The organism is Klebsiella sp. EMBS2024, from assembly GCF_036233805.1.
GTDB lineage: Bacteria > Pseudomonadota > Gammaproteobacteria > Enterobacterales > Enterobacteriaceae > Klebsiella > Klebsiella pneumoniae.
Genome location: NZ_JAZARW010000001.1, coordinates 4,291,177 through 4,317,113 on the forward strand (window position 1 = coordinate 4,291,177; position 25,937 = coordinate 4,317,113).

Annotated in this window: 22 protein-coding genes; 11 read left to right on the forward strand and 11 right to left on the reverse strand. The window is 57.4% G+C overall.

Translation table 11 applies throughout. The features are described from left to right. Positions 1–37: 37 nt before the first annotated feature. On the forward strand, positions 38–1,318 hold the full coding sequence (locus tag VZP09_RS19630) for an MFS transporter (RefSeq protein WP_002921927.1): 1,281 nt from the start codon (positions 38–40) through the stop codon (positions 1,316–1,318). 24 nt (positions 1,319–1,342) lie between these two features. Beyond that, positions 1,343–2,314, forward strand: coding sequence for a glyoxylate/hydroxypyruvate reductase GhrB (gene ghrB, locus VZP09_RS19635; protein WP_004145219.1), 972 nt, complete (start codon positions 1,343–1,345; stop codon positions 2,312–2,314). A gap of 108 nt (positions 2,315–2,422) precedes the next feature. On the opposite strand, the gene VZP09_RS19640 is transcribed toward ghrB, so the two are convergent. Further along, on the reverse strand, positions 2,423–3,133 hold the full coding sequence (locus VZP09_RS19640) for a DUF3053 domain-containing protein (RefSeq protein WP_002921929.1): 711 nt from the start codon (positions 3,131–3,133) through the stop codon (positions 2,423–2,425). Between the two features lie 440 nt (positions 3,134–3,573). On the opposite strand from VZP09_RS19640, the gene VZP09_RS19645 reads away from it, so the two are divergent. The 3 genes from VZP09_RS19645 (at position 3,574) to cspE (ending at position 5,930) form a co-directional block, all read left to right on the forward strand. Further along, a complete protein-coding gene (locus tag VZP09_RS19645; RefSeq protein ID WP_032415797.1) occupies positions 3,574–4,929 on the forward strand; it encodes an MFS transporter in 1,356 nt (451 codons plus the stop codon). Between the two features lie 245 nt (positions 4,930–5,174). Then, positions 5,175–5,465 (forward strand): HTH-type transcriptional regulator, encoded by a 291-nt coding sequence (locus tag VZP09_RS19650; protein WP_002921931.1) that lies wholly within the window; start codon positions 5,175–5,177, stop codon positions 5,463–5,465. Between the two features lie 252 nt (positions 5,466–5,717). After that, positions 5,718–5,930 (forward strand): transcription antiterminator/RNA stability regulator CspE, encoded by a 213-nt coding sequence (gene cspE, locus VZP09_RS19655; protein ID WP_000014594.1) that lies wholly within the window; start codon positions 5,718–5,720, stop codon positions 5,928–5,930. A 98-nt stretch (positions 5,931–6,028) separates the two neighbouring features. Here the strand turns inward: cspE and VZP09_RS19660 are convergent, their stop codons facing one another. The 5 genes from VZP09_RS19660 to VZP09_RS19680 all read right to left on the reverse strand — a co-directional run bounded on the left by VZP09_RS19660 (position 6,029) and on the right by VZP09_RS19680 (position 11,846). Beyond that, the gene (locus VZP09_RS19660; RefSeq protein WP_032415799.1) at positions 6,029–7,648 is read right to left on the reverse strand and encodes an ABC-F family ATP-binding cassette domain-containing protein; all 1,620 of its coding nucleotides are present in this window, start codon (positions 7,646–7,648) and stop codon (positions 6,029–6,031) included. 301 nt (positions 7,649–7,949) lie between these two features. Beyond that, positions 7,950–8,102 carry a type I toxin-antitoxin system toxin HokA gene (hokA, locus tag VZP09_RS19665; protein WP_002922102.1) on the reverse strand — a complete coding sequence of 51 codons (153 nt, stop codon included), beginning with the start codon at positions 8,100–8,102 and terminating at the stop codon, positions 7,950–7,952. A gap of 326 nt (positions 8,103–8,428) precedes the next feature. Further along, the gene (gene glyS, locus VZP09_RS19670; RefSeq protein ID WP_002922127.1) at positions 8,429–10,498 is read right to left on the reverse strand and encodes a glycine--tRNA ligase subunit beta; all 2,070 of its coding nucleotides are present in this window, start codon (positions 10,496–10,498) and stop codon (positions 8,429–8,431) included. 9 nt (positions 10,499–10,507) lie between these two features. Then, positions 10,508–11,419: a glycine--tRNA ligase subunit alpha gene (gene glyQ, locus VZP09_RS19675; protein WP_002922128.1), complete on the reverse strand. Its 912-nt coding sequence runs from the start codon at positions 11,417–11,419 to the stop codon at positions 10,508–10,510. A 127-nt stretch (positions 11,420–11,546) separates the two neighbouring features. Beyond that, positions 11,547–11,846 carry a YsaB family lipoprotein gene (locus VZP09_RS19680; RefSeq protein ID WP_002922129.1) on the reverse strand — a complete coding sequence of 100 codons (300 nt, stop codon included), beginning with the start codon at positions 11,844–11,846 and terminating at the stop codon, positions 11,547–11,549. A gap of 179 nt (positions 11,847–12,025) precedes the next feature. On the opposite strand from VZP09_RS19680, the gene VZP09_RS19685 reads away from it, so the two are divergent. Beyond that, positions 12,026–13,021 (forward strand): acyltransferase, encoded by a 996-nt coding sequence (locus VZP09_RS19685; protein WP_004173929.1) that lies wholly within the window; start codon positions 12,026–12,028, stop codon positions 13,019–13,021. A gap of 26 nt (positions 13,022–13,047) precedes the next feature. On the opposite strand, the gene yiaA is transcribed toward VZP09_RS19685, so the two are convergent. The 4 genes from yiaA to xylA all read right to left on the reverse strand — a co-directional run bounded on the left by yiaA (position 13,048) and on the right by xylA (position 16,935). Continuing rightward, positions 13,048–13,494, reverse strand: coding sequence for an inner membrane protein YiaA (yiaA, locus tag VZP09_RS19690; RefSeq protein WP_004188180.1), 447 nt, complete (start codon positions 13,492–13,494; stop codon positions 13,048–13,050). A gap of 31 nt (positions 13,495–13,525) precedes the next feature. Further along, positions 13,526–13,897, reverse strand: coding sequence for an inner membrane protein YiaB (gene yiaB / locus VZP09_RS19695; protein ID WP_002922133.1), 372 nt, complete (start codon positions 13,895–13,897; stop codon positions 13,526–13,528). 168 nt (positions 13,898–14,065) lie between these two features. Further along, positions 14,066–15,520, reverse strand: coding sequence for a xylulokinase (gene xylB, locus VZP09_RS19700; protein ID WP_004150156.1), 1,455 nt, complete (start codon positions 15,518–15,520; stop codon positions 14,066–14,068). Positions 15,521–15,612: 92 nt separating this feature from the next. Then, a complete protein-coding gene (gene xylA, locus VZP09_RS19705; RefSeq protein ID WP_002922139.1) occupies positions 15,613–16,935 on the reverse strand; it encodes a xylose isomerase in 1,323 nt (440 codons plus the stop codon). A 494-nt stretch (positions 16,936–17,429) separates the two neighbouring features. Here xylA and xylF point away from each other — a divergent pair, with 494 nt between their 5' ends. The 4 genes from xylF (at position 17,430) to xylR (ending at position 22,601) form a co-directional block, all read left to right on the forward strand. Next, positions 17,430–18,425: a D-xylose ABC transporter substrate-binding protein gene (gene xylF, locus VZP09_RS19710; protein ID WP_328795359.1), complete on the forward strand. Its 996-nt coding sequence runs from the start codon at positions 17,430–17,432 to the stop codon at positions 18,423–18,425. Between the two features lie 64 nt (positions 18,426–18,489). Beyond that, positions 18,490–20,031, forward strand: a complete 1,542-nt coding sequence (locus VZP09_RS19715; protein ID WP_002922346.1) for a xylose ABC transporter ATP-binding protein — start codon at positions 18,490–18,492, stop codon at positions 20,029–20,031. Beyond that, the gene (xylH, locus tag VZP09_RS19720; RefSeq protein ID WP_096924834.1) at positions 20,009–21,190 is read left to right on the forward strand and encodes a xylose ABC transporter permease XylH; all 1,182 of its coding nucleotides are present in this window, start codon (positions 20,009–20,011) and stop codon (positions 21,188–21,190) included. The genes VZP09_RS19715 and xylH overlap by 23 nt, the downstream gene beginning before the upstream one ends. Before the next feature lie 232 nt (positions 21,191–21,422). Next, positions 21,423–22,601, forward strand: a complete 1,179-nt coding sequence (gene xylR, locus VZP09_RS19725) for a D-xylose utilization transcriptional activator XylR (protein ID WP_002922351.1) — start codon at positions 21,423–21,425, stop codon at positions 22,599–22,601. A 37-nt stretch (positions 22,602–22,638) separates the two neighbouring features. Here the strand turns inward: xylR and VZP09_RS19730 are convergent, their stop codons facing one another. Continuing rightward, positions 22,639–23,457, reverse strand: a complete 819-nt coding sequence (locus VZP09_RS19730) for a protein bax (RefSeq protein ID WP_004188166.1) — start codon at positions 23,455–23,457, stop codon at positions 22,639–22,641. 314 nt (positions 23,458–23,771) lie between these two features. Here VZP09_RS19730 and VZP09_RS19735 point away from each other — a divergent pair, with 314 nt between their 5' ends. Then, positions 23,772–25,805, forward strand: coding sequence for an alpha-amylase (locus VZP09_RS19735; protein ID WP_004145234.1), 2,034 nt, complete (start codon positions 23,772–23,774; stop codon positions 25,803–25,805). Positions 25,806–25,937: the final 132 nt, after the last annotated feature.

Sequence of the window (25,937 nt, forward strand, 5' to 3'; positions counted from 1 at the left end):
GACGGACGTATGTCTCCTCATTGACAGAGGCAAGCCTATGAATAGCTCAACAAATGCAACGAAACGCTGGTGGTACATCATGCCTATCGTGTTTATCACGTATAGCCTGGCGTACCTCGACCGCGCCAACTTCAGCTTCGCTTCCGCGGCAGGCATTACCGAAGACTTGGGCATCACCAAGGGGATCTCCTCCCTGCTGGGGGCGCTGTTCTTCCTCGGCTACTTCTTCTTCCAGATCCCCGGCGCTATCTATGCGGAGCGCCGCAGCGTTCGCAAACTGATCTTTATCTGCCTGATCCTGTGGGGCGGTTGCGCCTCCCTGACCGGTATTGTGCATAATATCCCGGCGCTGGCGGCGATCCGCTTTATCCTCGGCGTCGTCGAAGCCGCGGTGATGCCGGCGATGCTTATCTATATCAGCAACTGGTTCACCAAATCAGAGCGCTCTCGCGCCAACACCTTCCTGATCCTCGGTAACCCGGTGACGGTCCTGTGGATGTCGGTAGTCTCCGGCTACCTGATTCAGGCCTTCGGCTGGCGGGAAATGTTCATCATCGAAGGGGTGCCGGCGGTGATCTGGGCCTTCTGCTGGTGGGTGCTGGTGAAAGATAAGCCGTCGCAGGTGTCCTGGCTGGCGGAGAGTGAAAAAGCGGCGCTGCAGGAACAACTGGATCGTGAACAGCAAGGCATCAAAGCGGTGCGTAACTATGGCGAAGCCTTCCGCTCCCGCAACGTGATCCTGCTCTGCGCGCAGTATTTTGCCTGGAGTATCGGCGTATACGGCTTTGTACTGTGGCTGCCGTCGATTATCCGCAGCGGCGGTGAAAATATGGGGATGGTGGAAGTGGGCTGGCTCTCTTCTGTCCCGTACCTGGCGGCCACCATCGCCATGATCGTCGTCTCCTGGGCCTCGGATAAACTGCAAAACCGTAAGCTGTTCGTCTGGCCGCTGCTGCTGATTGGCGGACTGGCCTTCATCGGCTCCTGGGCGGTCGGCGCCAACCACTTCTGGGTCTCCTACACCCTGCTGGTGGTGGCCGGGGCGGCAATGTATGCGCCTTACGGCCCCTTCTTCGCCATTATTCCGGAAATGCTGCCGCGCAACGTCGCCGGGGGCGCCATGGCGCTGATCAACAGCATGGGCGCCCTGGGCTCCTTCTGCGGCTCGTGGTTTGTCGGCTACCTGAACGGCGCCACCGGCAGCCCCGCAGCGTCCTATATTTTTATGGGGGTAGCGCTTTTCGCCTCAGTATGGCTGACTTTGATTGTTAAGCCTGCTAATAATCAAAACCTTCCACTTGGCGCTCATCACGCCTGAACGACTCATACTACGGAGATTCGCATGAAGCCGTCTGTCATTCTCTATAAAACGCTTCCCGACGACCTGCTACAGCGTCTGGAGGAGCACTTTTCCGTCACTCAGGTGAAAAACCTGCGGCCGGAGACCGTTTCGCAGCACGCTGAGGCCTTCGCCCAGGCTGAAGGCCTGCTGGGCTCCAGCGAAAAGGTTGACGCCGCGCTGCTGGAGAAGATGCCGAAGCTGCGTGCGACCTCCACCGTTTCCGTTGGCTATGACAACTTCGACGTCGAGGCGCTGAACGCCCGCCGGGTGCTGCTGATGCATACCCCGACCGTGCTGACCGAGACCGTCGCCGATACGGTCATGGCGCTGGTGCTGAGTACCGCGCGCCGGGTGGTGGAAGTGGCGGAGCGCGTCAAAGCGGGTGAATGGACGAAGAGCATTGGTCCGGACTGGTTCGGCACGGATGTTCACCATAAAACCTTAGGCATCGTCGGCATGGGCCGCATCGGTATGGCGCTGGCGCAGCGCGCCCACTTCGGGTTCGGCATGCCGATCCTGTATAACGCGCGTCGCCAGCATCCGCAGGCGGAAGAACGCTTCAATGCCCGCTATTGCGATCTCGATACCCTGCTGCAGGAGGCTGACTTTGTCTGCCTGATCCTGCCCCTGAGCGAAGAGACTCACCATCTGTTCGGTCAGGCGCAGTTTGCCAAAATGAAATCTTCCGCCATCTTCATTAACGCCGGGCGTGGCCCGGTAGTGGACGAGCAGGCGCTGATCGCCGCCCTGCAGAACGGTGAGATCCACGCTGCCGGTCTCGATGTGTTCGAACACGAACCGCTGGCCAAGGACTCACCGCTGCTGAGCCTGCCGAACGTCGTCGCGCTGCCGCATATCGGCTCCGCCACCCATGAGACGCGCTACAATATGGCGGCCTGTGCGGTGGACAACCTGATCGACGCCCTGAACGGCAACGTAGAGAAAAACTGCGTCAATCCGCAGGTAAAATAAGCCATAAAAAAACCCGGGTAACGGCGGCAACCGCCCTCCCCGGGTTCTTTTTGCATCCTGTCCATCATCCTGCCCGTTCGCCGCAGCCAACGTCAGCCAGATGAAGCATTAACGGGTGGCGTTCACCGCCGCCGTCCATGCCTGATTAAACGCCTGATGCTGCGCCGCCAGCGGCCCAATCAGCGCATTGTACTGGCTGGCCTGCTGGGAGGTTGGGAACTGAATGCCGTTGGCGACAAAGCTCACCTGCGTCCCTTGCTGAGCGACAAAATCCCCAACCTGAACCAGCTGCTGGGTAAAGATCTGCGCGGCCGGGATCAGCGGCTGCAGCGCGTCGGCTGGCGCCGTCACCACCTTGGCGTAAACCTGATCGAAGACCGGCTTGAGATCGTCAGCCTGCTTCAGCGCGCCATGCGCGGCATCGGCCTGCATTTTCGCATTCTGCAGCTGCTGGCTGAGCACGCCCAGCGCGCCGTTCGCCTGACGCAGCGGCTCACGCTGGGTCATATAATCCTGCGGGACGCGGATCGCATTGACGCTGTCCACCACCGGGCGCAGACCAGCGTCCATCGCCTGGCTCACCTGCTGCGAGTAACCGTAGATCACCGCGTAGTCAGAGACAAAAGGCCCAAACTGTTTTTTCTGATCGGCGGTCAGCGTCGGCAGACGTTCACCGCTACGCATCGCCGTATTCTGCAGGAAGTCGATAAACGCTTTGCGCTGATCGCCCTCTTTATCAAAACACCCACTCAGGCTAACCACCATCAATAAGGCCGCCATAGCCGCAAACCAGCGAGAGCAGGACTTTCCTGTCGCCATTTTTTTACTCCTTTCAGCCAAAAAAAGCGCACAACGGCACACACGTGCCAGACGCTGACAAGGATAGTCCAGCTCGGCCTCGCAGGATACCCTTTCCTGCTAATCTTACGCGGGAAAAACACCATTTTGCACGCCATCGTCGCGCTGTAGAACGTCTGTTATGCGCATCACAAATATGGTCTTAAGATCAGGTGGGCCAGAACTTCATAAGTCATTGATATTAATATAAATAAAAAGCTACAACCCGGCACTGCGCCTTAAAGCGGACGATAATCGCACGCTTTGGCACGCGTCTGGATTGCCTGCCTCGCACTTCAATGATTTGATGAATGAGCGATTAACGGCGACATGTTCGATTATCGCACAAATCAAACTCAACGACGCGAAGGCGACGATAATAATAAACCTCTGTCCCTCGCTCAGTCTGCCAGGAAAGCCGTATGACTAAGACAACCATCGACATTCAGGCCTTTATCAACGAGCACCCCTTCACCCGCTACCAGTGGATGATCCTTGCGCTCTGCTTTATCACCGTCGCGATGGACGGGTTCGATACCGCAATTATCGGGTTCATCGCCTCCGACCTGGTGCAAGAGTGGGGCGTGGAAAAATCGGCCCTCGGCCCGGTGATGAGCGCCGCGCTGGTGGGCCTGGCGGTCGGCGCCTTAACCGCAGGGCCGCTGGCTGACCGCATCGGCCGCAAAAAAGTGCTGATCATGTCGATCGTGGTGTTCGGCGGATTCAGCCTGCTCACCGCCTTCGCCACCAGCCTTAATCAGCTGACGCTGCTGCGCTTCCTGACCGGTCTGGGCCTTGGCGCGGCGATGCCGAATGCCGCGACGCTAATGAGTGAATATGCGCCGGAGCGCCGTCGGGCGCTGCTGGTGAACCTGATGTTTGTCGGCTTTCCGATGGGATCTTCGCTGGGCGGCTTTTTATCCGCCTGGATGATCCCGCACTATGGCTGGCAGAGCGTGCTGGTGCTGGGCGGCGTGATGCCCCTCCTGCTGGCGGTGGCATTAATATTCCTGCTGCCAGAGTCCGTCCGCTATCTGGTAGTGAAGCAGCACCCGGCGCAGCGCATTGCTGCTATTCTGCGCCATATCGCGCCGCTGCCGAAGACAGTGGAATTTGTACTACGCGAAGCAGGCCAGGTGAAAGAGAAATCCGCGATCGGCGTCATTTTCTCTCCTCGCTACGCGGTGGGTACCGTGATGCTGTGCCTGACCTACTTTATGGGTCTGCTGATTTTCTATCTGCTGACCAGCTGGCTGCCGCTGCTCATCCGTGAAACCGGCGCCTCGATGAGTCAGGCCTCAATTATCACCGCCCTGTTCCCGCTCGGCGGCGGGATTGGCGTGCTGATCCTCGGCGCCCTGATGGACAAGATCAACCCCAATAAAGTGGTGGCCGTCGGCTGGCTGCTGACCGGCGTTTTTGTCTGCCTGGTGGGGTTCTCCACCAGCAGCCTGGCGCTAATGGGAGTGATGGTCTTTATCGCCGGCAGCATTATGAACGGCGCCCAGTCGTCGATGCCGGCGCTGGCGGCTGGCTTCTATCCGACGCAGGGGCGCGCCACCGGCGTCGCCTGGATGCTGGGTATCGGCCGCTTCGGCGGCATCCTCGGCGCGTTCAGCGGCGCCTTCCTGATGCAGGCTCAGCTCTCCTTTGAGACCATTTTCACCCTGCTGGCCATCCCGGCGTTCCTGTCAGCCATTGCGCTGCTGATCAAGTACCGGGTCAGTAAATCCGTGCCGGCGACGACAGATAAGGCGAGAAGCCTGCAGAAAGCCTAACCCTATAAGCCGGCGCCCCGCGCCGGCTTTGCCGCTTTTTTCTTATCCGTTTACAAAAATTTTCGAAGCCACCTCATCGCGTTAATAATCATTCTTTTAGGCTACGCTGCCGTTTGGCTGTCGGGGCAGATTCGATAGCCTGTTGGCAAATAATCACCGACGTTACCATCCCTTGCGCCATTTTCTGACTATTCTTAATGAGCTATAGAAAAATCTTTTCCGCTGTGTGATAAAAGGAGTTCTCAATGGAATATAAAGATCCCGTGTTTGAACTGCTGAGCAGCCTGGAACACATCGTTTTTAAGGATGATAATCAGAAACTTACCTCAAACCGTAAGTCCACTGTGTTTAGTGAATTTGAACAGCTGCGTAAAGGCACTGGACTTAAGATTGACGACTTTGCCAACGTCATGGGCGTGAGCGTCGCCATGGTAAGAGAGTGGGAGTCGAGACGGGTCAGACCGTCTCCCACCGAGCTGAAATTGATGCGCCTGATTCAGGCCAATCCACAGCTTTCACGACAATTACTCGATTAATCTCGCGCGCAGCGGCAAAGGCCAGTAAGGGAGCTTTTGCCGCTGCACCGTAAAAAAAAGTTTGCTATCAGGTGCTGAACGTGCGTTAATGCTCGCAGGTTTGATGTACAGACCACAGAGCAGTCGAATAGAGCAGTCCTTCTAAGGTTATCCAAAGATACCCCCGTAGTGAACTTTCCCTTTATCGCTTTAAATCTGTAGTCCAGACCCCTACGCCGCAAGGCTCACTTATTTTTTTAAAGGTAATTCACTATGTCCGGTAAAATGACTGGTATCGTAAAATGGTTCAACGCTGACAAAGGCTTCGGCTTCATCACTCCTGACGATGGCTCTAAAGACGTGTTCGTACACTTCTCTGCTATCCAGAACGATGGCTACAAATCCCTGGACGAAGGTCAGAAAGTATCCTTCACCATCGAAAGCGGCGCTAAAGGCCCGGCAGCTGGCAACGTAACTTCTCTGTAAGTTCAAGCCGCTAAGAATCGAGAATCCCTGCCTGATGGCGGGGATTTTTTTTATCTGTCGCCAGTAGCCGCCAGCATAAGATGGCGGCTACCGGGCATTCAAAGCAGGGAAAAGTGCCAGCTCGTCTCCCGCCACGCCAGACTATGGGTCAGCTTCAGACCTTGTAAAAACGCCTCATCATGCGACACCACCAGCATCGCGCCGGGAAACGCCGCCAGCGCGCTTTCAATAGCCTGCGTCGATGCTAAATCGAGATGGTTGGTTGGCTCATCCAACAAAAGCAGCTGGGCAGGCTCGCGTCGCCAGAGCACGCACGCCAGCGCCGCTTTCAGGCGCTCGCCGCCGCTGAGCGCCGACAGCGGCAGAGTGACCTTATCCGCGCCCAGCTGGAGCTGCGCCAGGCGGGTGCGCAGGAGGCCCTCATCCAGTGGGGTATCTTCCAGGCTCAGGTGCGCCATTACCGACAGGGATAAATCCAGCTGCGTCAGATGTTGATCGAGGTAAGCGGCGCTCACCGAAAGCCGGACATCGCCTGACGCGGCCTGCTCCAGCCCCAACAGCGTTTTCAGCAAAGTGGTTTTGCCACAGCCGTTTGGCCCCTTTAGCGCGATGCGCATCGGGCCATCGATACGCCAGTTCAGCGGCGCAGCCGGCGCATGGTCGAGCTGTAATGACTCCACCACCAGTACCTGCTTGCCGGCGGCCACTTCGCTACCCGGCAGGGTAAACATCACTGGGGTCTCTTCCTCAACCCGCTCCCGCGCCTGCTGCACGGCGGCATTCAGACTGCTGTTCTGTTCACGATGCTGACGGCGCAGCGCTCCCGGGCGCTCTTTTGCCGCGCCTTTGTACTTCACACGTTCAAACGAGGCGATATTTAGCGTATCAACGGTCCGCAGCGTCTGAGCCGAGCGCCGCTGCGCGGCGTCATGCTCCTTTTGCATTCGCGCGCGGGTGCGCCGTCGCTCGGTCACAGCATGCTCCAGCGCCGCGCGCGCAGCCTGCTGCTCCGCCATACGCTGGCGCTGATATTCATCATAGTTGCCGCCGTAGCTGCGCAGCGCCGTCGGCGTCAGCTCAATAATCCTCGGCATCCGCGTCAGTAACTCGCGGTCGTGGCTGGCGATCAGAGCCCCACCCTGCCAGCTTTCCAGTTGGTGATAGAGCCACTCCCGCCCCTGGCGGTCCAGATGGTTGGTGGGCTCATCCAGCAGCAGATAATCGGCGCCGGAGACAAAGGCGCCGCACAGCAGAGCCTTCATCCGCTCGCCGCCGCTGAGTGAAAAAACGGGACGATCGGCAGAGAACGGCGGGAGATCGGCTTCACGGAAAGCTAAACTCAGGCGATCGGGGAGATCCCAGTGGCCATCCAATAGATCGAAATCGGCAGCCAGCACTTGACCCTGTTCAAGGCGAGACAAGGCATCAAATATCGGCGCATAGCCCAGCAGCGCCGCGAGGGTCATCTCTGGCGTGACGTTCGGCTGCTGCGCCACCCAGGCAATGGAAGCCGCGCGTTCAATATGACCGTCGGCGGGGGAATCCAGACCGGCCAGCAGACGCAGCAGACGCGTCTTGCCGACGCCGTTCCGGCCGACCAGGCCGCAAAGGGACGGTTCCAGCGAGACGCTGAGCGGACCAAACAGGGTCTGTCCCGTCGCAAACTGACAGGTGACCTGATGTAAAACAAAAGCGGGGATGTGGGCGCAATGAGCCATAAGCACTCCTGAATGAAATCAATACTCCCCTACCCGCAAGGTCTGCGAGGTAAGGCGTGAAATTCATCAGTCGTGTTTGTTCATTTGTGGGGCGCGCTCCGGTGAGACGAGGGATTCGTCGGGACATAGGATAGCCACACTCCGGTATGCGTTGCAAGCCTGTTTTATTCAACGATCTTGTAAAAATAAAAAGGCCTCCTGATATCAGGAGGCAAATGATTTATTTGGTGAACAATGAAAGGGTGCATTGAGAATGCCTGACACCGCAAGCATGGTGGGGATAGATCCCCACCAGATGCTCTTACTGTTTAATATCACAGGCTAAGAATGCCACCAGCTCAATATTTCCCTGCCTGCGCTGTAATTCACATAGCGAATCACGAACCATCCAGGTCAATAATAAAATAGTGAAGCAAATCACTACTAAGCCAAACAACAGATACTTTTGCGGCATTCCTCGCCTCCAGTGTTGATTTTCAACAAGTAAGAGGCTACTCTTATGGTGTTCATGCATAGGGGAGCCTCACTTTGATTACTATCAGGTGGGGCTTTTCTCTGTCTGTCTCCCGCTGAATACCTGAGACACATAGTCTCAAGCACCCGCCGCCATTCTAGCGTAAATACCTCTCGGAATTATGTTTATATATTCCTAAAACATTTCTTATCGATGAATGTAAATAATGAAGATATCAATGACAGAATTATTAATGGTTCATCTATTTATATTTCACGTATAAAAAAACCTGCCCTGAGGCAGGTNTTTTATTATTACCGATACGCTTACTGCAGCAGAGAAATATCCGCCACTTGCAGGAACAGTTCACGCAGTTTGGACAGCAGCGTCAGACGGTTGATGCGAACATCTTTGTCTTCAGCGTTAACCATCACGTTCTCGAAGAACTCATCCACCGGCTCGCGCAGCGCGGCCAGCTCAATCAGCGCATCCTGATAACGGCCTGCGGCGAAATACGGCTGCAGCTTGTCGCGCAGCACCACCAGATTACCCGCCAGCTTAATTTCCGCCGCTTCTTTCAGCACCGAAGCGTGAACGATGTCGTTCAGCGTCTCATCGGATTTCGCGAGGATGTTGGAGACACGTTTGTTTGCCGCCGCCAACGCGGAGGACTCTTCCAGAGTACGGAAGTGCGATACCGCCTTCATACGCGCATCGAAATCCGCCGGGCGGGTTGGACGACGCGCCAGTACCGCCTGGATCGTGTCGACGCCGTAGCCTTCGTCCTGATACCAGGCACGGAAGCGGCCCAGCATAAAGTCGATCACATCATCAACCACGTTGGCGTTGGTCAGCTTCTCACCGTACAGACGAACCGCTTCTTCGGTCAGCGTCTGCAGATCGAGATCCAGGTTCTTCTCAACGATGATACGCAGCACGCCCAGCGCGGCGCGACGCAGCGCAAACGGGTCTTTATCGCCTTTCGGATGCTGACCGATACCAAAGATACCCGCCAGGGTGTCCATCTTATCGGCAATCGCTACCGCGCAGGCCACCGGATTAGATGGCAGCGCGTCGCCAGCAAATCGCGGCTGATACTGCTCGTTCAGCGCCACGGCCACGTCTTCCGCTTCGCCGTCATGGCGCGCGTAGTGCATCCCCATCACGCCCTGGGTGTCGGTGAACTCGAAGACCATGTTGGTCATCAGGTCGCACTTGGACAGCAGGCCCGCGCGGGTTGCGTGGTTCACGTCAGCGCCAATCTGTTCAGCAATCCAGCCCGCCAGCGCCTGGATGCGATCGGTCTTGTCGCGCAGGGTGCCCAGCTGCTGCTGGAACAGCACGGTTTCCAGACGCGGCAGGTTATCTTCCAGACGTTTTTTACGGTCGGTATTGAAGAAGAACTCGGCATCGGCCAGACGCGGACGGACCACCTTCTCGTTACCGGAGATGATCTGCTGCGGATCTTTGGACTCGATGTTGGCCACGAAGATAAAGTTCGGCAGCAGTTTGCCGGCGTTGTCGTAGACCGGGAAGTACTTCTGGTCGCCCTTCATGGTGTAAACCAGCGCTTCAGACGGCACCGCGAGGAATTTTTCTTCGAACTTCGCCGTCAGCACCACCGGCCATTCCACCAGCGAGGTGACCTCTTCCAGCAGGCTTTCGCTCAGATCGGCTTGACCGCCAATCTTACGCGCCGCCTCTTGCGCATCAGCTTTGATTTTGGCTTTACGCTGTTCGTAATCGGCGATGACTTTACCGCGCTCCAGCAGGATCTGCGGGTACTGGTCGGCATGGTCGATGGTGAACTCCGGCTCGCCCATAAAGCGATGGCCGCGAATCACGCGATCGGACGGAATACCGAGGATAGTGGCCGGGATCACTTTGTCACCCAGCAGCAAAGTCACCGTGTGTACCGGACGCACGAAGTGGACGTCAGACGCGCCCCAGCGCATCAGTTTCGGGATCGGTAGCTTCGCCAGCGAGCTGGCAATCATGTTCGGCAGCAGCGCTTCGGTGCTTTCGCCCTTCACATGGGCGCGATACAGCAACCACTCGCCTTTGTCCGTGGTCAGACGTTCGGCCTGATCGACGGTGATACCGCAGCCGCGCGCCCAGCCTTCGGCCGCTTTGCTTGGCTTGCCTTCGGCATCGAACGCCTGGGCAATAGCCGGGCCGCGTTTTTCCACTTCGCGATCGGCTTGCGCCGCCGCCAGGTTGGCCACCTTCAGCGCCAGACGACGCGGGGCGGCAAACCATTCCACTTTACCGTGCGCAAGGCCAGCGTTATCCAGCTCCGCGGTCACATTCGCAGCAAAAGATTCCGCCAGGCTGCGCAGCGCTTTTGGTGGCAGCTCTTCAGTGCCGATTTCCACCAGAAAAGTATTCTCAGACATGGCCGCCTCTTATTTATTCTTGTTGCACATCGGGAAGCCGAGCGCTTCACGGGAAGCGTAGTACGCTTCCGCCACTGCTTTAGTCAGGGTGCGAATGCGCAGGATATAGCGCTGACGCTCGGTGACGGAGATGGCTTTACGCGCATCCAGCAGGTTGAAGCTGTGAGCCGCTTTCAGAATACGCTCGTAGGCCGGCAGCGGCAGCGGGGTCTCCAGCGCCAGCAGCTGCTGGGCCTCTTTCTCATACTGTTCGAAGCAGGTGAACAGGAAGTCGACGTCGGCATATTCGAAGTTATAGGTGGACTGCTCCACTTCGTTCTGGTGGAACACGTCGCCGTAGGTGGTTTTCCCCAGCGGGCCATCGCTCCAGACCAGGTCATAGACGCTGTCCACACCCTGGATGTACATCGCCAGACGCTCCAGACCGTAGGTGATCTCGCCGGTCACCGGCTTACACTCGAGGCCGCCGACCTGCTGGAAGTAGGTGAACTGCGTCACTTCCATGCCGTTGAGCCACACTTCCCAGCCCAGACCCCAGGCGCCCAGCGTCGGGTTTTCCCAGTTGTCTTCGACAAAACGAATGTCGTGAATGGTCGGGTCCATACCCAGCTCTTTCAGCGATCCGAGGTACAGCTCCTGAATGTTGTCCGGCGAGGGTTTAATCACCACCTGGAACTGATAGTAGTGCTGTAAACGGTTCGGGTTTTCGCCATAGCGGCCATCGGTTGGACGACGGGAAGGCTGCACGTAGGCGGTCGCCATTGGCTCCGGCCCTAACGCGCGCAGGCAGGTCATCGGGTGAGAGGTGCCGGCGCCGACTTCCATGTCCAGTGGTTGAACAATGGTGCAGCCCTGACGAGCCCAGTAATCCTGTAAGGTCAGGATCAGGCCCTGGAAGGTCCTGGTATCAAACTTTTGCATATGATTTCGTGCTGGATACGTGTGGATTTAAAGGAAGGAGTCAGTATACCCGCTGGCTGCGAGATATACAGTACGAAACGGCGTTGTTTCAGGAAAACGGACGAAATTTACGCCAGGCGGGGTCGATTCAGCGCATCGAAAGATGCATAAACTGGCCGTCCGGGTCAAAGGAACAGATGAAACGCTCATTCTTGCCGGTACGGCCAGAAAGCTCATAGCTCGCCTGGAATTGTTCAAAGTGGTTCACGTCAACGAGCTGCGTTTGCGTGTTATAGCGGATAGCCGCCTGATCCTTGCAAAGCTGCGCCATATTGAGCGTGGTTTGCGGCGTAATACGAGCGCGCTGCGCTTTTTGCGTCGGCGGGGAGACGGTCTCGCTGCAGCCCGCGAGGAGCAGCACCAGCATGACGGAAACAACACCTTTCACCACGTTCTCCTCCACCGCCTTGTTAGCAAGTTGTTATCTTAAAGATTCAGTATTACAGGTATTTTGCGAATATCATGAAACTGCGACAAGTCTGTGACCGAAAACTCAGACTAATCTATTGCGACACCGGGAAACCGGGCAGGTCATATCTTATTTCGCCAGCAGACATTGAGGGACTGATGCAAGAAAAGATACACTGGATCACCAACCTGCGCGGCATCGCCTGCATGATGGTGGTTATGATCCACAGCACCAGCTGGTATATCACTCACCCCCATGCGATTACCCTGCTGCAATGGGATATCGCCAATCTGCTCAATTCCGCCTCCCGCGTCAGCGTGCCGCTGTTTTTTATGATCTCGGGCTACCTCTTTTTTGGGGAACGCAGCGCCCAGCCGCGCCATTTCTGGCGGATTGGCCTGTGCATTGCGTTCTATAGCGCGCTATCTCTGCTGTATATCACGCTGTTTACCCATATCAACGTCGAGCTGTCGTTAAAGAATTTGCTGCAGAAGCCCGTCTTCTACCACCTGTGGTTTTTCTTTGCTATCACCGTCATCTACCTGCTCTCGCCGCTGCTTCAGGTTAAGTCCACCAGTAGCACAATGCTGCTGGCGCTGATGGCGATCCTCGGCATTCTGGCCAACCCCAATATGGTCAGCGTTAAAGCCGCCGGGATTGAGTGGCTGCCAGTCAACCTCTATATCAACGGCGACACCTTCTACTACGTGCTCTACGGCGTGCTGGGCAGAGCCATTGGCACCCTGGACACCGATAAAAAATGGCTAACACCGCTCTGCGCCGCGCTGTTCATCGCCGCCGTGTGGGTCATTTCCCGCGGCACGCTGCATGAGCTGCGCTGGCGCGGAGACTTCGGCGACACCTGGTATCTCTACTGCGGACCGGCGGTGTTTGTTTGCGCGGTCACCCTGCTGACGCTGGCCAAAAACTGGCTTAACGCGCGTCCCCTGCCCGGTATCGCCTGCATTGCGCGACATTCGCTGGGGATCTACGGCTTTCATGCCCTGATAGTGCATGCGCTGCGCGCCAGCCATCTGGAGCTATCCCGCTGGCCGCTGCTGGATATTGTGTGGATATTTAGCGCCGCCCTGCTCGGCAGCCTGCTGCTGTCAGGCCTGGTGCAGCGGATTGATAGCCGCCGGCTGGTCAGCTAACGGTCCGCCGCCCGGAGGGGCCCGACTTACGTCTCAGGCCCCTCTTCCGTCACGCTGAGAGGTTCCCGTAAGCGCGTCGGGTCCCAGACATCACGCACGTTTTTCTGTACCGCAACAGCGCCAAACAGGCTCAAAAAATACGCCAGCCCATAGAACCCTTTCTCGCTGAGCAGCAGAGTGGCATTCCACAGTCCGATAACCAGCAGACCTACAGCGATAACGAAGACCACCAGACAGGTGGTGTAGTACAGCGCGGTGGTCGGAATGGCTTCATACTTATCGCGCACCGTCTTTTGATAAGATGCCGCGGCAAACAGCCCCAGTACCAGGACGGCAAAATAATAGCCTTTCTCATTCAACTGCATATCGGCATTCCACAGCCCCACCAGATAGGTGACGATGCCGCCGATCAGGGCAATCCAGGAGATCAAATGAAACGCAGGAGAATACGTCGCGTGCTTGTTTTCCATCACTTTTTACCTTTTACGCGCCTCGGGGCGGCGCTTATTCCGTTTTTTGCATCGCGCGGGCGATGCGGGTCCGTTCGGGGGTTGCCGATGCGCCATATAAGCAGACAAACCATGCCGCGATATAGACGGCTTTTTCATGCCAGTCTGCCGGTACATACCAGGCGCCGACCAGCAGCAGGCCGACCGATAGCAGCAGCACCAGCCGGCATAAGGCAATAAAACCGTCGTCCTGTTCCTGCCACTGACTGGCGCGCTGATGGGCGAGAACAGCAAACATCCCCATCACCAGCACGCCGAGAAAATACCCTTTGCCGCTGAACAGCGGGCAGGTCCGCCAGATACCGAGCAGATAAACCAGCGATCCTGTCGCCATCATCCCCCTGGCAATATTGCGTTTTGTGATCATCTCACCTCCCTGGTCGACAGGGGCTGATTATGACCGACTCCCTCGGCGATGCCTCAGATTACGTACGACAAAGCGGAGATTTCGGAATAAATAAATACGCATTTATGGATGGATGTAGCCGGGACATTCAGGAAGGGAATCCGCCCGGCGCTGCCGGACGGACTGAGGCTAAGACATCAGCGGTTTCAGTTGCTGATAAATCTGGCGGAAGGTTTCCCGCTGCGGCGCATAGTGGGCCACACGGCGATCGTCCGGGCGATGGGCTTGTTCAAGCGGCAGCGGCTTCAGCAGCCCGGGGCGGTCTGCCTCGTCGTGAACCGCCAGCTGCGCCAGCCTGGCCGCCCCCAGCGCCGGGCCGACATCGCCCCCGGTACGGTAATCGAGCTGCAGGCCGCTGATATCCGCCAGCATTTGCCGCCAGTAAGCGCTGCGCGCCCCGCCGCCGATAAGCGTGATGCTCTGCGGCTTGATGCCGCAGGCGTGCACCACGTCCATACCATCCGCCAGCGCATAGCCCACCCCTTCCAGCACCGCCCGCGCCAGCTCTGCCGGCCCATGCTGATGCGTCAGGCCAAAAAAGACGCCCTTGGCCTGCGGGTTGTTGTGCGGCGTGCGTTCGCCCGACAGATAGGGCAGGAACCACACCGGACCGGCGCTTTCATCCGCCGTCTGCGCCGCCGCGATCAGCGCCGGCACGCTGGCGAGACCGGTTAATTTTGCCGCCCAGTCCAGACAGGAGGCCGCGCTGAGCATCACCGACATCAAATGCCAGCGGCCCGGCAGGGCATGGCAGAAGCTGTGCACCGCGCTTTCGGGTTTGCTAAGGAACCCTTCACTGACGGCGAAGTAGACGCCTGAGGTGCCCAGCGACAGCATCGCCTGACCGGCATCGGCCATGCCGACCCCGACCGCGCCCGCGGCGTTGTCGCCCCCGCCGCCCACCACCAGCGCCGGCGGCATATTCCACGCCTGCGCCACCTCAGGTCGCAGTTGCCCGGTGACGTCGCTGCCTTCGAACAGCGCTGGCATCGCATCCCGACTGAGATCGCAGGCGGCGAGCATCTCGTCGCTCCAGTCGCGCCGGGCGACGTCCAGCCACATCGTGCCGGCGGCGTCAGACATATCGCTGGCGAGCTCGCCGGTCATGCGCAGGCGCAGATAATCCTTGGGCAGCAGCACTTTATCGACCTGGCTGAACACTGCCGCCTCGTGGCGCTGTACCCATAAGAGCTTCGGCGCCGTAAAGCCCGGCATCATCAGGTTGCCGGTGATCTGCCTGGAAGCGCTGACTTTGTCTTCCAGCAGCTGGCACTCTTCGGCGCAGCGGCCGTCATTCCATAAAATGGCCGGACGCAGCACCTGTAACGATTTATCCAGTAGGGTGGCGCCGTGCATCTGCCCGGCAATGCCCAGCGCCTTCACGTCGCGCAGGCTATGCTGCGCGCCCAGGGCTTTCATCGCCGTGTCCGTCGCCAGCCACCACTGTTCGGGATCTTGCTCCGACCACAGCGGATGCGGACGCGAGACGGTGAGTTTTTCGGTATGCGATGCCACTACCTCACCCTGCTCATTGAGCAGGATGGCTTTGACGCCCGACGTCCCCAGATCGATGCCGATATACATACTCCCTCTCCTTAAACGCGCGCCACGGCTGAGCGTGGCGCGAACAGAGCATCCTGGTTGCGGCGCCGGTCACCCCGGGCGCCGCCGCATGATTACTTGTCAAACAGATAATGGTTGACCAGGTTTTCCAGTTGTTCCTGCTGGCCGCTGCGATGCTGCGGCGCCAGCTGATGCTGAGCGGCATACTGGGCAATATCGCTCAGGGTCATCTGCCCGTTAAGGATCTGCTGCCCCAGCTCACCGTTCCAGCCGGCGTAGCGTCTGGCCACGCGCTTATCCAGTTCGCCGTCCTCGATCATCCGCGCCGCGACCTTCAGCGATAGCGCCATGGTATCCATCGCGCCAATATGACCATAGAACAGATCGTATTTGTCGGTGCTCTGCCGGCGCACTTTCGCATCAAAGTTGAGCCCGCCGGTGGTGAAGCCGCCCGCTTTGAGGATTTCATACATCACCAGCGCGTTCTCTTCGACGCTGTTCGGGAACTGGTCGGTATCCCAGCCCAGCTGCGGATCGCCGCGGTTGGCGTCAACGGAGCCGAACAGCCCCAGCGCAATGGCCGTCGCAATTTCATGATGGAACGAATGGCCGGCGAGCGTGGCATGGTTAGCTTCAATATTCAGTTTAATCTCTTTTTCCAGACCAAACTGTTTGAGGAAGCCGTAAACGGTAGAGGCATCATAGTCATACTGATGCTTGGTCGGCTCCTGCGGTTTGGGCTCAATCAGCAGCGTGCCTTTAAAGCCGATTTTATGCTTATGCTCCACCACCAGCTGCATAAAGCGGCCAATCTGCTCACGCTCCTGGCGCAGGTCGGTATTCAGCAGAGTTTCATAGCCCTCGCGACCGCCCCACAGCACATAGTTTTCACCGCCCAGTTGATGGGTGGCATTCATGGCGGTGACCACCTGGGTGGCCGCCCAGCTAAATACTTCCGGATCCGGGTTGGTGGCCGCGCCGGCGCCGTAGCGCGGGTTGGTAAAGCAGTTTGCGGTCCCCCACAGAAGCTTCACGCCGCTCTGCTGCTGTTTCTCAGCCAGCACCTCGACCATCCGGGCGAAGTTATTGCTGTACTCCTTGAGCGAAGCGCCTTCCGGCGAGACGTCAACGTCGTGGAAGCAGTAGTAAGGCACGTTGAGTTTATGGAAGAATTCGAACGCCACATCGGCTTTGCGTTTGGCCATCTCCAGGGCGTCGCCAGGCTGCTGCCAGGGACGATCAAAGGAGCCCACGCCAAACATATCGGCGCCATTCCAGCAGAAGGTGTGCCAGTAACAGGCCGCAAAACGCAGATGATCTTCCATCCGTTTGCCCAGCACCAGTTCATCCGGGTTGTAATGACGGAAAGCCAGCGGGTTAGTGGATTTCGGGCCTTCGTAACGAACGCGATCGAGTTGATCGAAATAGGTCTGCATAGAGAACTCCATATTCAGAGATGCGGCGAATAACCAATCAGATACCCTAAATAATTCGAGTTGCAGGAAGGCGGCAGGAGCGCAAGTCCCCGGTAACCAGGGGCGGAGCAACGAATGTCACCAACCCACCTACAACTTGAAGTATGACGGGTTTAAGCCAATATAGAATTTCGCTTTCATTTTCCTCAATTACGTTATTTCACACCGCCATTGAGAGAATCCACAAACGTGCGCCAGCTCGCAAAAATAATATCCAGTCGCCGTTGCGCCGCTTTGTCAGAGACAGTCCAGTGCAATAATAAGAGCGTGCATGAATAAAATACGATCGCCGTCATAATTTGCACATTAAACGAAATTTCATAACGGCAAAATAAGAACCGGTAATTGCCAGCCCTGCTTTCCGCGTTAAGAATCTGTAACGTATCCGCAACCTCATGTATCAAACATTATTTTCCGTTCGTCTTACCTACCCTTACAAAAAAGGTATCGTTATTATGAAGATAAAGAACCTTTGCCTTACGCTTTGCGCCAGCTCCCTCCTGCTCGCCAGCATGGCGGGGATGGCGAAAGAAGTGAAGATTGGCATGGCCATCGACGATCTGCGTCTGGAGCGCTGGCAGAAAGACCGTGATATTTTCGTCAATAAAGCGGAATCCTTAGGCGCCAAAGTTTTTGTCCAGTCCGCTAATGGCAATGAAGAAACGCAGATGTCGCAAATTGAAAACATGATCAACCGCGGCGTCGATGTGTTAGTCATTATTCCTTATAACGGCCAGGTACTCAGTAACGTTATTAAAGAAGCCAAGCAGGAAGGTATTAAAGTCCTGGCCTATGACCGTATGATTAATAATGCCGACATTGATTTCTATATATCTTTCGATAATGAAAAAGTTGGTGAAATGCAGGCGCAAAGTCTGGTCGACAAAGTGCCGCAGGGTAATTATTTCCTGATGGGCGGTTCGCCGGTGGATAATAACGCTAAACTGTTCCGCGCCGGACAGATGAAGGTTCTCAAGCCGTATGTCGATGATGGCAAAATTAAGATTGTCGGCGATCAGTGGGTTGACGGCTGGCTGCNGGAGAACGCGCTGAAAATAATGGAAAACGCGCTAACGGCGAATAATAACAAGATCGATGCCGTGGTCGCCTCCAATGACGCCACCGCCGGCGGCGCCATCCAGGCCTTAACCGCCCAGGGGCTGGCCGGCAAAGTGGCGATCTCCGGTCAGGATGCTGACCTGGCGGGCGTGAAGCGCATTATTTCCGGTACCCAGACGATGACCGTCTATAAACCGATTACCACCCTGGCCACCAACGCCGCTGAAATCGCCGTTGAGCTGGGTAACGATAAGCAGCCGAAGGCCGATACCACGCTGAATAACGGCTTAAAAGACGTCCCTTCGCGCCTGTTAACGCCAATTGAGGTAAATAAAGAGAATATCGACGCCACGGTGATTAAAGACGGTTTCCATAAAAAGAGTGAACTGTAATGGCTGACGCCCCGCTGCGGGGCGTCATTTTCATCCCGCCGGATATCACTGTTGCGGAGTCTTTATGACCTGGCTACTCGAAATGAAGAACATCACCAAAACCTTCGGCGCTGTTAAAGCCGTGGATAACGTCAGCCTGCGCCTGAACGCAGGCGAGGTGGTCTCGTTATGCGGTGAAAATGGGTCGGGGAAATCGACGCTGATGAAGGTGCTGTGCGGTATCTATCCGCACGGAAGCTATGAGGGCGAGATTATTTTTGCCGGCGAAACGCTGCAGGCAAACCATATTCGCGATACCGAACGCAAAGGCATCGCCATTATTCATCAGGAGCTGGCGCTGGTGAAACATCTCACCGTGCTGGAGAATATTTTCCTCGGCGCCGAGATCTCCCGCCATGGTCTGCTGGATTATGAAACCATGACGCTGCGCTGTCAGAAACTGTTGGCGCAGGTCAATCTGCCCATTTCGCCCGATACCCGCGTCGGCGACCTCGGCCTTGGTCAGCAGCAGTTGGTGGAGATCGCCAAGGCGCTGAATAAACAGGTTCGCCTGCTGATCCTCGACGAACCGACCGCCTCCTTGACCGAACAAGAAACCGCGACGCTGTTGGCGATCGTTCGCGATCTGCAAAACCACGATATCGCCTGCATCTATATCTCGCATAAGCTCAATGAGGTCAAAGCGATCTCCGATACGATCTGCGTGATCCGCGACGGCCAGCACATCGGCACCCGCGATGCCAGCGGCATGAGCGAAGACGATATCATCACCATGATGGTCGGCCGCGAGCTCACCGCGCTCTATCCCAGCGAGCCGCACGCCCACGGCGAGGAGATCCTGCGGGTTGAACATTTAACCGCCTGGCACCCGGTAAACCGCCATATTAAACGGGTCAATGACGTCTCATTTTCCCTGCGTCGCGGAGAAATCCTCGGCATCGCCGGGCTGGTCGGCGCCGGACGTACCGAGGCGGTACAGTGCCTGTTCGGCGTCTGGCCGGGGCGCTGGCAAGGGGAGATCTTTATTGATGGCCAGCCGGTGAGCATCTCTAACTGCCAGCAGGCCATTGCCCACGGCATCGCCATGGTGCCGGAAGACCGCAAAAAAGACGGCATCGTGCCGGTGATGGCGGTGGGCAAAAACATTACCCTCGCGGCGCTCAACCAGTTCACCGGCGCAATGAGTAGCCTGGACGACGCCGCCGAGCAGCACTGCATTCAGCAGTCCATTCAGCGTTTGAAAATTAAAACCTCCTCGCCGGAGCTGGCGATTGGCCGTCTGAGCGGCGGCAACCAGCAAAAGGCGATTCTGGCGCGCTGTCTGCTGCTCAATCCGCGCATTCTGATCCTCGACGAACCCACCCGTGGCATCGATATCGGGGCGAAGTATGAAATTTATAAACTGATTAACCAGCTGGTGCAGCAGGGCATCGCGGTCATTGTCATTTCATCCGAACTGCCCGAGGTGCTCGGTCTCAGCGATCGGGTGCTGGTCATGCACGAAGGCAGACTAAAAGCCAATTTGGTTAATCAACATCTGACCCAGGAACAGGTGATGGAAGCCGCGCTGAGGAGCGAACGCCATGTCGAAGAACACGTCGTCTGAAATCAAACTCACCCCAACCGCCCCCGCGACCCTGCCGGCGCTAAAAGGGCTGAATCTCCAGGTCTTCGTGATGATCGCCGCCATCGTCGTCATTATGCTGTTTTTCACCTGGGTTACCGATGGCGCCTACCTGAGCGCACGCAATATCTCCAACCTGCTGCGGCAGACGGCCATCACCGGCATCCTCGCCGTCGGCATGGTGTTTGTGATTATTTCGGCAGAAATCGACCTCTCCGTTGGCTCGATGATGGGGCTGCTGGGCGGCGCTGCGGCGATCTTTGACGTCTGGCTCGGCTGGCCGCTGCCGCTCACCATTCTGGTGACGCTGGTGATGGGCCTGCTGCTCGGGGCGTGGAACGGATGGTGGGTAGCCTATCGCAAAGTGCCCTCGTTTATCGTCACCCTTGCCGGGATGCTGGCGTTTCGCGGCATTCTGATCGGCATCACCAACGGGACCACCGTCTCGCCCACCAGTCCGGCGATGTCGCAGATCGGCCAAAGCTACCTGCCAGACGGCATCGGCTTCGGCATCGGCGTTGTCGGCATGGCGGTGTTTATCGTCTGGCAGTGGCGCGGGCGGATGCGCCGGCAGGCGTTAGGTCTGGCGACCTCGTCCTCCACCGCCGCCGTCGGCCGCCAGGCCATTACCGCGGTGATTGTGCTGGGCGCAATCTGGCTGCTCAATGACTATCGCGGCGTACCAACCCCGGTGCTGATCCTCGCCGCCCTGCTGCTGGCGGGCCTGTTTATGGCCACCCGCACCGCCTTTGGTCGCCGCATCTACGCCATCGGCGGCAACCTGGAGGCGGCCCGTCTGTCCGGGATTAACGTCGAGCGTACCAAGCTGGCGGTGTTTGCCATTAACGGCCTGATGGTCGCCATTGCCGGGCTAATCCTCAGCTCACGGCTCGGCGCGGGGTCGCCTTCGGCGGGCAATATCGCCGAACTGGACGCCATCGCCGCCTGCGTCATCGGCGGCACCAGCCTGGCGGGCGGCATCGGCAGCGTCGCCGGGGCGGTAATGGGGGCGTTTATTATGTCGGCCCTGGATAACGGTATGAGCATGATGGACGTCGCCACCTTCTGGCAATATATCGTTAAAGGCGCCATTTTGCTGCTGGCGGTGTGGATGGACTCTGCCACCAAGCGGCGCGCATAAGGAGAGACTCTCTGAAGAATGTCTGAATTCTTTGCGCTACCGCCAAACTTCGCCATAAGGCGCTTGAAATATCTCGGGCATTAGCCGGTAGTGTATACCCAACATCATTCGGGTTGCAGACNGCGCCCCCGGCCGCGTACCGGCGTACGTGGCCGGGATGAGTGGTAAGTCAGGCCATCGGCAACATCTTGAATGAAGGGGTATGACCGGGGTTAGAGCAGGAACATTATCTATGTTTGAAAAGCGTCACCGTATTACGCTGTTATTTAACGCCAACAAAGCTTATGACCGCCAGGTAGTTGAAGGTGTCGGCGAGTATCTGCAGGCCTCCCAGTTGGAGTGGGATATCTTTATTGAAGAGGACTTTCGGGCACGCATCGAAAACATCAAAGAGTGGTTGGGCGATGGCGTTATCGCCGACTATGACGATCCCGAAATCGAAAAGCTGCTGGCCGATGTCCACGTGCCCATCGTCGGCGTCGGCGGATCTTATCATCAGCCAGAGCAGTACCCGCCGGTCCACTATATCGCCACCGACAACGCCGCGCTGGTGGAAAGCGCTTTTCTCCATTTGAAGGAAAAAGGGGTGCACCGCTTCGCGTTTTACGGACTCCCCGCCTCCAGCGGTAAACGCTGGGCGGTAGAGCGCGAGTATGCCTTCTGCCAGCTGGTCGCGAAGGAGAAGTATCGCGGCGTGGTCTACCAGGGGCTGGAGACAGCGCCGGAGAACTGGCAGCACGCGCAAAACCGGCTCGCCGACTGGCTGCAAACCCTGCCGCCGCAAACCGGCATCATCGCCGTCACCGACGCCCGCGCCCGCCACGTCCTGCAGGCCTGCGAGCTGCTGCATATCCCGGTGCCAGAGAAACTGTGCGTTATCGGCATCGATAACGAGGAGCTAACCCGCTATCTCTCTCGCGTCGCCCTCTCCTCTGTCGCCCAGGGCACCCGCCAGATGGGTTATCAGGCGGCAAAATTACTCCACCGGCTGTTGAATAACGAGGCCCTCCCGCTGCAGCGCCAGCTGATCCCGCCGATGCGCGTCGTTGAGCGACGCTCCACCGACTACCGGTCGTTAAACGATCCCTCCGTGATACAGGCGATGCATTACATTCGCAACAATGCCTGCAAAGGCATCAAGGTGGAACAGGTGCTCGACGCCGTGGGCATCTCTCGCTCTAATCTGGAAAAACGCTTCAAAGAGGAGGTCGGGGAGACCATCCACACGGTGATCCACAGCGAAAAACTGGAAAAGGCGCGCAGCCTGCTGGTGTCCACTAGTCTGTCGATCAATGAGATTTCGCAGATGTGCGGCTATCCGTCGCTGCAATATTTCTATTCGGTGTTTAAGAAGGAGTACGACGTGACGCCGAAGGAGTACCGCGATCGGCACAGCGAGGTGATGCTGTAGGGTAAAAAATGCCCGGCGACAAGGCCGGGCATCCGGATTACAGATGGGCGGCGATGAGCCGCTGATTGTCCTGATACATCGCGAAGAGATAGTTGTTGTAGCTCGACCCTTTGGTCGAATACCCCTTCAGCTTATGAATCATGGTGCTGGCGGTTACTTCCTGATCCGCCTTGCGCAGCTGCAGGCGCGACTTGCGGAAAGAAGAATAGGCCGGGTGGGTGTTCAGGTTTGTTACGTAAGCCTGCACCGACTGCTCTACCGACTCAAACTGCGAGTAACCTTTCATCGCGCCGCGGCAGCGACCGGCGCCGCACTTCATGCCGAACAGGTTGTTATTCTCGCGCGCCAGCCTGGAGGTACCCCAGCCACTTTCCGCCGCCGCCATGGTCGCCACCATGCTGTTCGGAATAATGTCGACACGCTCAAGCAGCGCGTTCCAGGGCACATGACGCGTATTGCCTGACCACTTCACCTTATAACGGGAAGCGATATCCTTCAGGCGCGCCTTCTCAGTCGGTGACCAGCGAGCATCGTACTGCTTGGAAATAAGCCAGTTACGATCCGCAGTAATCGCCTGATTCTGCTTGGTAATATAAGGCATGACCGTCCGGAGAAACGCTTTTTTCCTTGGTGTTCCGGAAGGGTATTTTCGCAAGTCAGGAAGTGAACTGCTCTTTACACTATTGCGAGAATACTCTTGTTTACTGCTTACCTTAGTACTACTTATCTTCTTTACCGTTGGGGCTTTATGACTCTTTGTCGCTGTGTGCGTTGTCGCCAACACACTACCTGAAAAGATGCAGGTTAGTAACATAAGTATGGCGGCCCCATATCGTCGTATGGGATTCGATATCATCAGGTCTCCTGGTCGGATATATGCATTCCAACACCTTGTTTTTCACAAAAAAACGATAGCTGAATCGCTAATAGTATCAAAAATACGCACTGAGGGCATCAACAGAAATAGTCCAATTCCGAATTGCTGTCATCTGAAATCGGTTTCTGCGGCGCATCGCCAGCGCGAAAATGCTAGCTTCGTCTCATTTTTAGCCTATTTTTTGAGCGGTGTCACTCACCCCTTTTCATCCTCCTGGTAAAACGCGCGTCAGGAGGAGTTCACCCGCGCGGCGACAAGGCACACTAGATAAAAACCGCTCACAGGATCTCGCAATGAAACTCGCTGCGCTTGCCACGTTATTCGTGCCTGGGATGGCCTTTGCCGCCTGGACTACCACCGACTTTCCTGCTTTTACCGAAGAAGGGACCGGCCGATTCATCAGCCAGAAAGTGGTTGAGAAGGGTACACGTCCCCTGCAGCTAAATTTTGACCAGCAGTGCTGGCAGCCTTCCGGCGGCATTAAGCTCAACCAGATGCTGTCCATGGAGCCCTGTCGCGGCACACCGCCGCAATGGCGCATCTTCCGCCAGGGTCTGTATACCCTGGAGGTGGATACCCGTTCCGGCACGCCAACGATGATGATTTCGCTGGAGGAAAAAGAGACCAGCGCCGCGGCGCCGCAGATCCGCCAGTGTCCGAAGTGGGACGGAAAACCTCTGACCATCGACGTCAGCAAAACCTTCGCCGAGGGCAGCAAGGTCCGCGATTTCTACAGCGGTAATGTCGCGACCGTCAGCGGCGGCAAAATCACCCTGCAGCCCGCCTTCGGCAGCAATGGCCTGCTGCTACTCGAGCGTGCCGAGACGGCCGCCCCGGCGCCGTTTGACTGGCACAATGCCACCGTCTACTTCGTCCTGACCGATCGCTTCGTAAACGGTAACCCGGCCAACGACAACAGCTATGGTCGCCATAAAGACGGCATGCAGGAGATCGGCACCTTCCACGGCGGCGACCTGCAGGGATTAACCAGCAAGCTGGATTATCTGCAGCAGATGGGAGTTAACGCCCTGTGGATCAGCTCCCCGCTCGAGCAGATCCACGGCTGGGTCGGCGGCGGCACGAAGGGCGATTTCCCTCACTACGCTTATCACGGCTATTACACCCAGGACTGGTCGAAACTGGACGCCAACATGGGGACCGAAGCGGATCTCCGCCGACTGGTGGATGAAGCGCATAAGCGCGGAATACGTATTCTGTTCGACGTGGTGATGAACCATGCCGGTTACGCCACCCTGGCCGACATGCAGGAGTTCCAGTTCGGCTCCCTGTATCTGCAAGGCGATGAGCTGAAAAAAACTCTCGGCGAGCGCTGGACGGACTGGAAGCCGGGCGCGGGACAGACCTGGCACAGCTTTAACGACTATATCAACTTCAGCGACAAAGCCGGGTGGGAGAAATGGTGGGGTAAGAAGTGGATCCGCACCGATATCGGCGATTACGACAATCCGGGCTATGACGATCTCACCATGTCGCTGGCCTTCCTGCCGGACCTGAAAACCGAATCGAAGGAGGTCTCAGGCCTGCCGAACTTCTATAACCATAAACCAGACACCGCAGCGAAAGCGATCCCGGGCTATACGCCGCGCGACTATCTGACACACTGGCTGAGCCAGTGGGTACGTGACTACGGCATCGATGGCTTCCGCGTCGATACCGCCAAACATGTGGAGATGGACGCCTGGCAGCAGTTAAAAACCCAGGCCACCGCCGCGCTGGCGGAGTGGAAGAAAGCCAATCCGGATAAAGCGCTGGATGCGGCGCCGTTCTGGATGACCGGCGAAGCCTGGGGACATGGAGTGATGCAGAGCGATTATTATCGCCACGGTTTTGATGCGATGATCAATTTCGACTACCAGGACCAGGCGGCGAAAGCGGCGACCTGTATGGCCAATATTGACCTCACCTGGCAGCAAATGGCGGACAAGCTGCAGAGCTTTAACGTCCTGAGCTACCTCTCCTCGCACGATACGCGGCTGTTCCGCGAAGGCGGCACCACCGCGGCGGAGCTACTGCTGCTGGCCCCTGGCGCCGTGCAGATTTTCTATGGCGACGAATCATCGCGCCCGTTCGGCCCCACCGGCTCGGACCCGCTGCAGGGTACCCGCTCGGAGATGAACTGGCAGGATGTCAACGGCAAGGCGGCCCGCAGCGTTACCCACTGGCAGAAGATCGGCCAGTTCCGCGCTCGCCATCCGGCAATCGGCATGGGCAAACAGACAACGCTGTCGATGCCACGTGGTTACGGGTTCGTGCGTGAGAGCGGTGAAGACAAAGTGATGGTCATCTGGGCCGGGCAGCAGCAGTAATCCACATGTGGCTCTCCGCCCTGCGGGGAGCCACCATTCAGAACAAAATGCTAACAAAATAGCAATATACAGGATAAAGATAAAAACCCGCCTCCTCCCGCCGATTTGCACCACGCCAGCGCTGGCGTTATG

Bases quoted from the DNA above. Each gene is read 5' to 3' on its own strand.
- VZP09_RS19630 (WP_002921927.1), top strand. From the start codon at position 38: ATGAATAGCTCAACAAATGCAACGAAACGCTGGTGGTACATCATGCCT.
- ghrB (WP_004145219.1), top strand. From the start codon at position 1,343: ATGAAGCCGTCTGTCATTCTCTATAAAACGCTTCCCGACGACCTGCTA.
- VZP09_RS19640 (WP_002921929.1), bottom strand. From the start codon at position 3,133: ATGGCGACAGGAAAGTCCTGCTCTCGCTGGTTTGCGGCTATGGCGGCC.
- VZP09_RS19645 (WP_032415797.1), top strand. From the start codon at position 3,574: ATGACTAAGACAACCATCGACATTCAGGCCTTTATCAACGAGCACCCC.
- VZP09_RS19650 (WP_002921931.1), top strand. From the start codon at position 5,175: ATGGAATATAAAGATCCCGTGTTTGAACTGCTGAGCAGCCTGGAACAC.
- cspE (WP_000014594.1), top strand. From the start codon at position 5,718: ATGTCCGGTAAAATGACTGGTATCGTAAAATGGTTCAACGCTGACAAA.
- VZP09_RS19660 (WP_032415799.1), bottom strand. From the start codon at position 7,648: ATGGCTCATTGCGCCCACATCCCCGCTTTTGTTTTACATCAGGTCACC.
- hokA (WP_002922102.1), bottom strand. From the start codon at position 8,102: ATGCCGCAAAAGTATCTGTTGTTTGGCTTAGTAGTGATTTGCTTCACT.
- glyS (WP_002922127.1), bottom strand. From the start codon at position 10,498: ATGTCTGAGAATACTTTTCTGGTGGAAATCGGCACTGAAGAGCTGCCA.
- glyQ (WP_002922128.1), bottom strand. From the start codon at position 11,419: ATGCAAAAGTTTGATACCAGGACCTTCCAGGGCCTGATCCTGACCTTA.
- VZP09_RS19685 (WP_004173929.1), top strand. From the start codon at position 12,026: ATGCAAGAAAAGATACACTGGATCACCAACCTGCGCGGCATCGCCTGC.
- yiaB (WP_002922133.1), bottom strand. From the start codon at position 13,897: ATGATCACAAAACGCAATATTGCCAGGGGGATGATGGCGACAGGATCG.
- xylB (WP_004150156.1), bottom strand. From the start codon at position 15,520: ATGTATATCGGCATCGATCTGGGGACGTCGGGCGTCAAAGCCATCCTG.
- xylA (WP_002922139.1), bottom strand. From the start codon at position 16,935: ATGCAGACCTATTTCGATCAACTCGATCGCGTTCGTTACGAAGGCCCG.
- VZP09_RS19715 (WP_002922346.1), top strand. From the start codon at position 18,490: ATGACCTGGCTACTCGAAATGAAGAACATCACCAAAACCTTCGGCGCT.
- xylH (WP_096924834.1), top strand. From the start codon at position 20,009: ATGTCGAAGAACACGTCGTCTGAAATCAAACTCACCCCAACCGCCCCC.
- xylR (WP_002922351.1), top strand. From the start codon at position 21,423: ATGTTTGAAAAGCGTCACCGTATTACGCTGTTATTTAACGCCAACAAA.
- VZP09_RS19730 (WP_004188166.1), bottom strand. From the start codon at position 23,457: ATGATATCGAATCCCATACGACGATATGGGGCCGCCATACTTATGTTA.
- VZP09_RS19735 (WP_004145234.1), top strand. From the start codon at position 23,772: ATGAAACTCGCTGCGCTTGCCACGTTATTCGTGCCTGGGATGGCCTTT.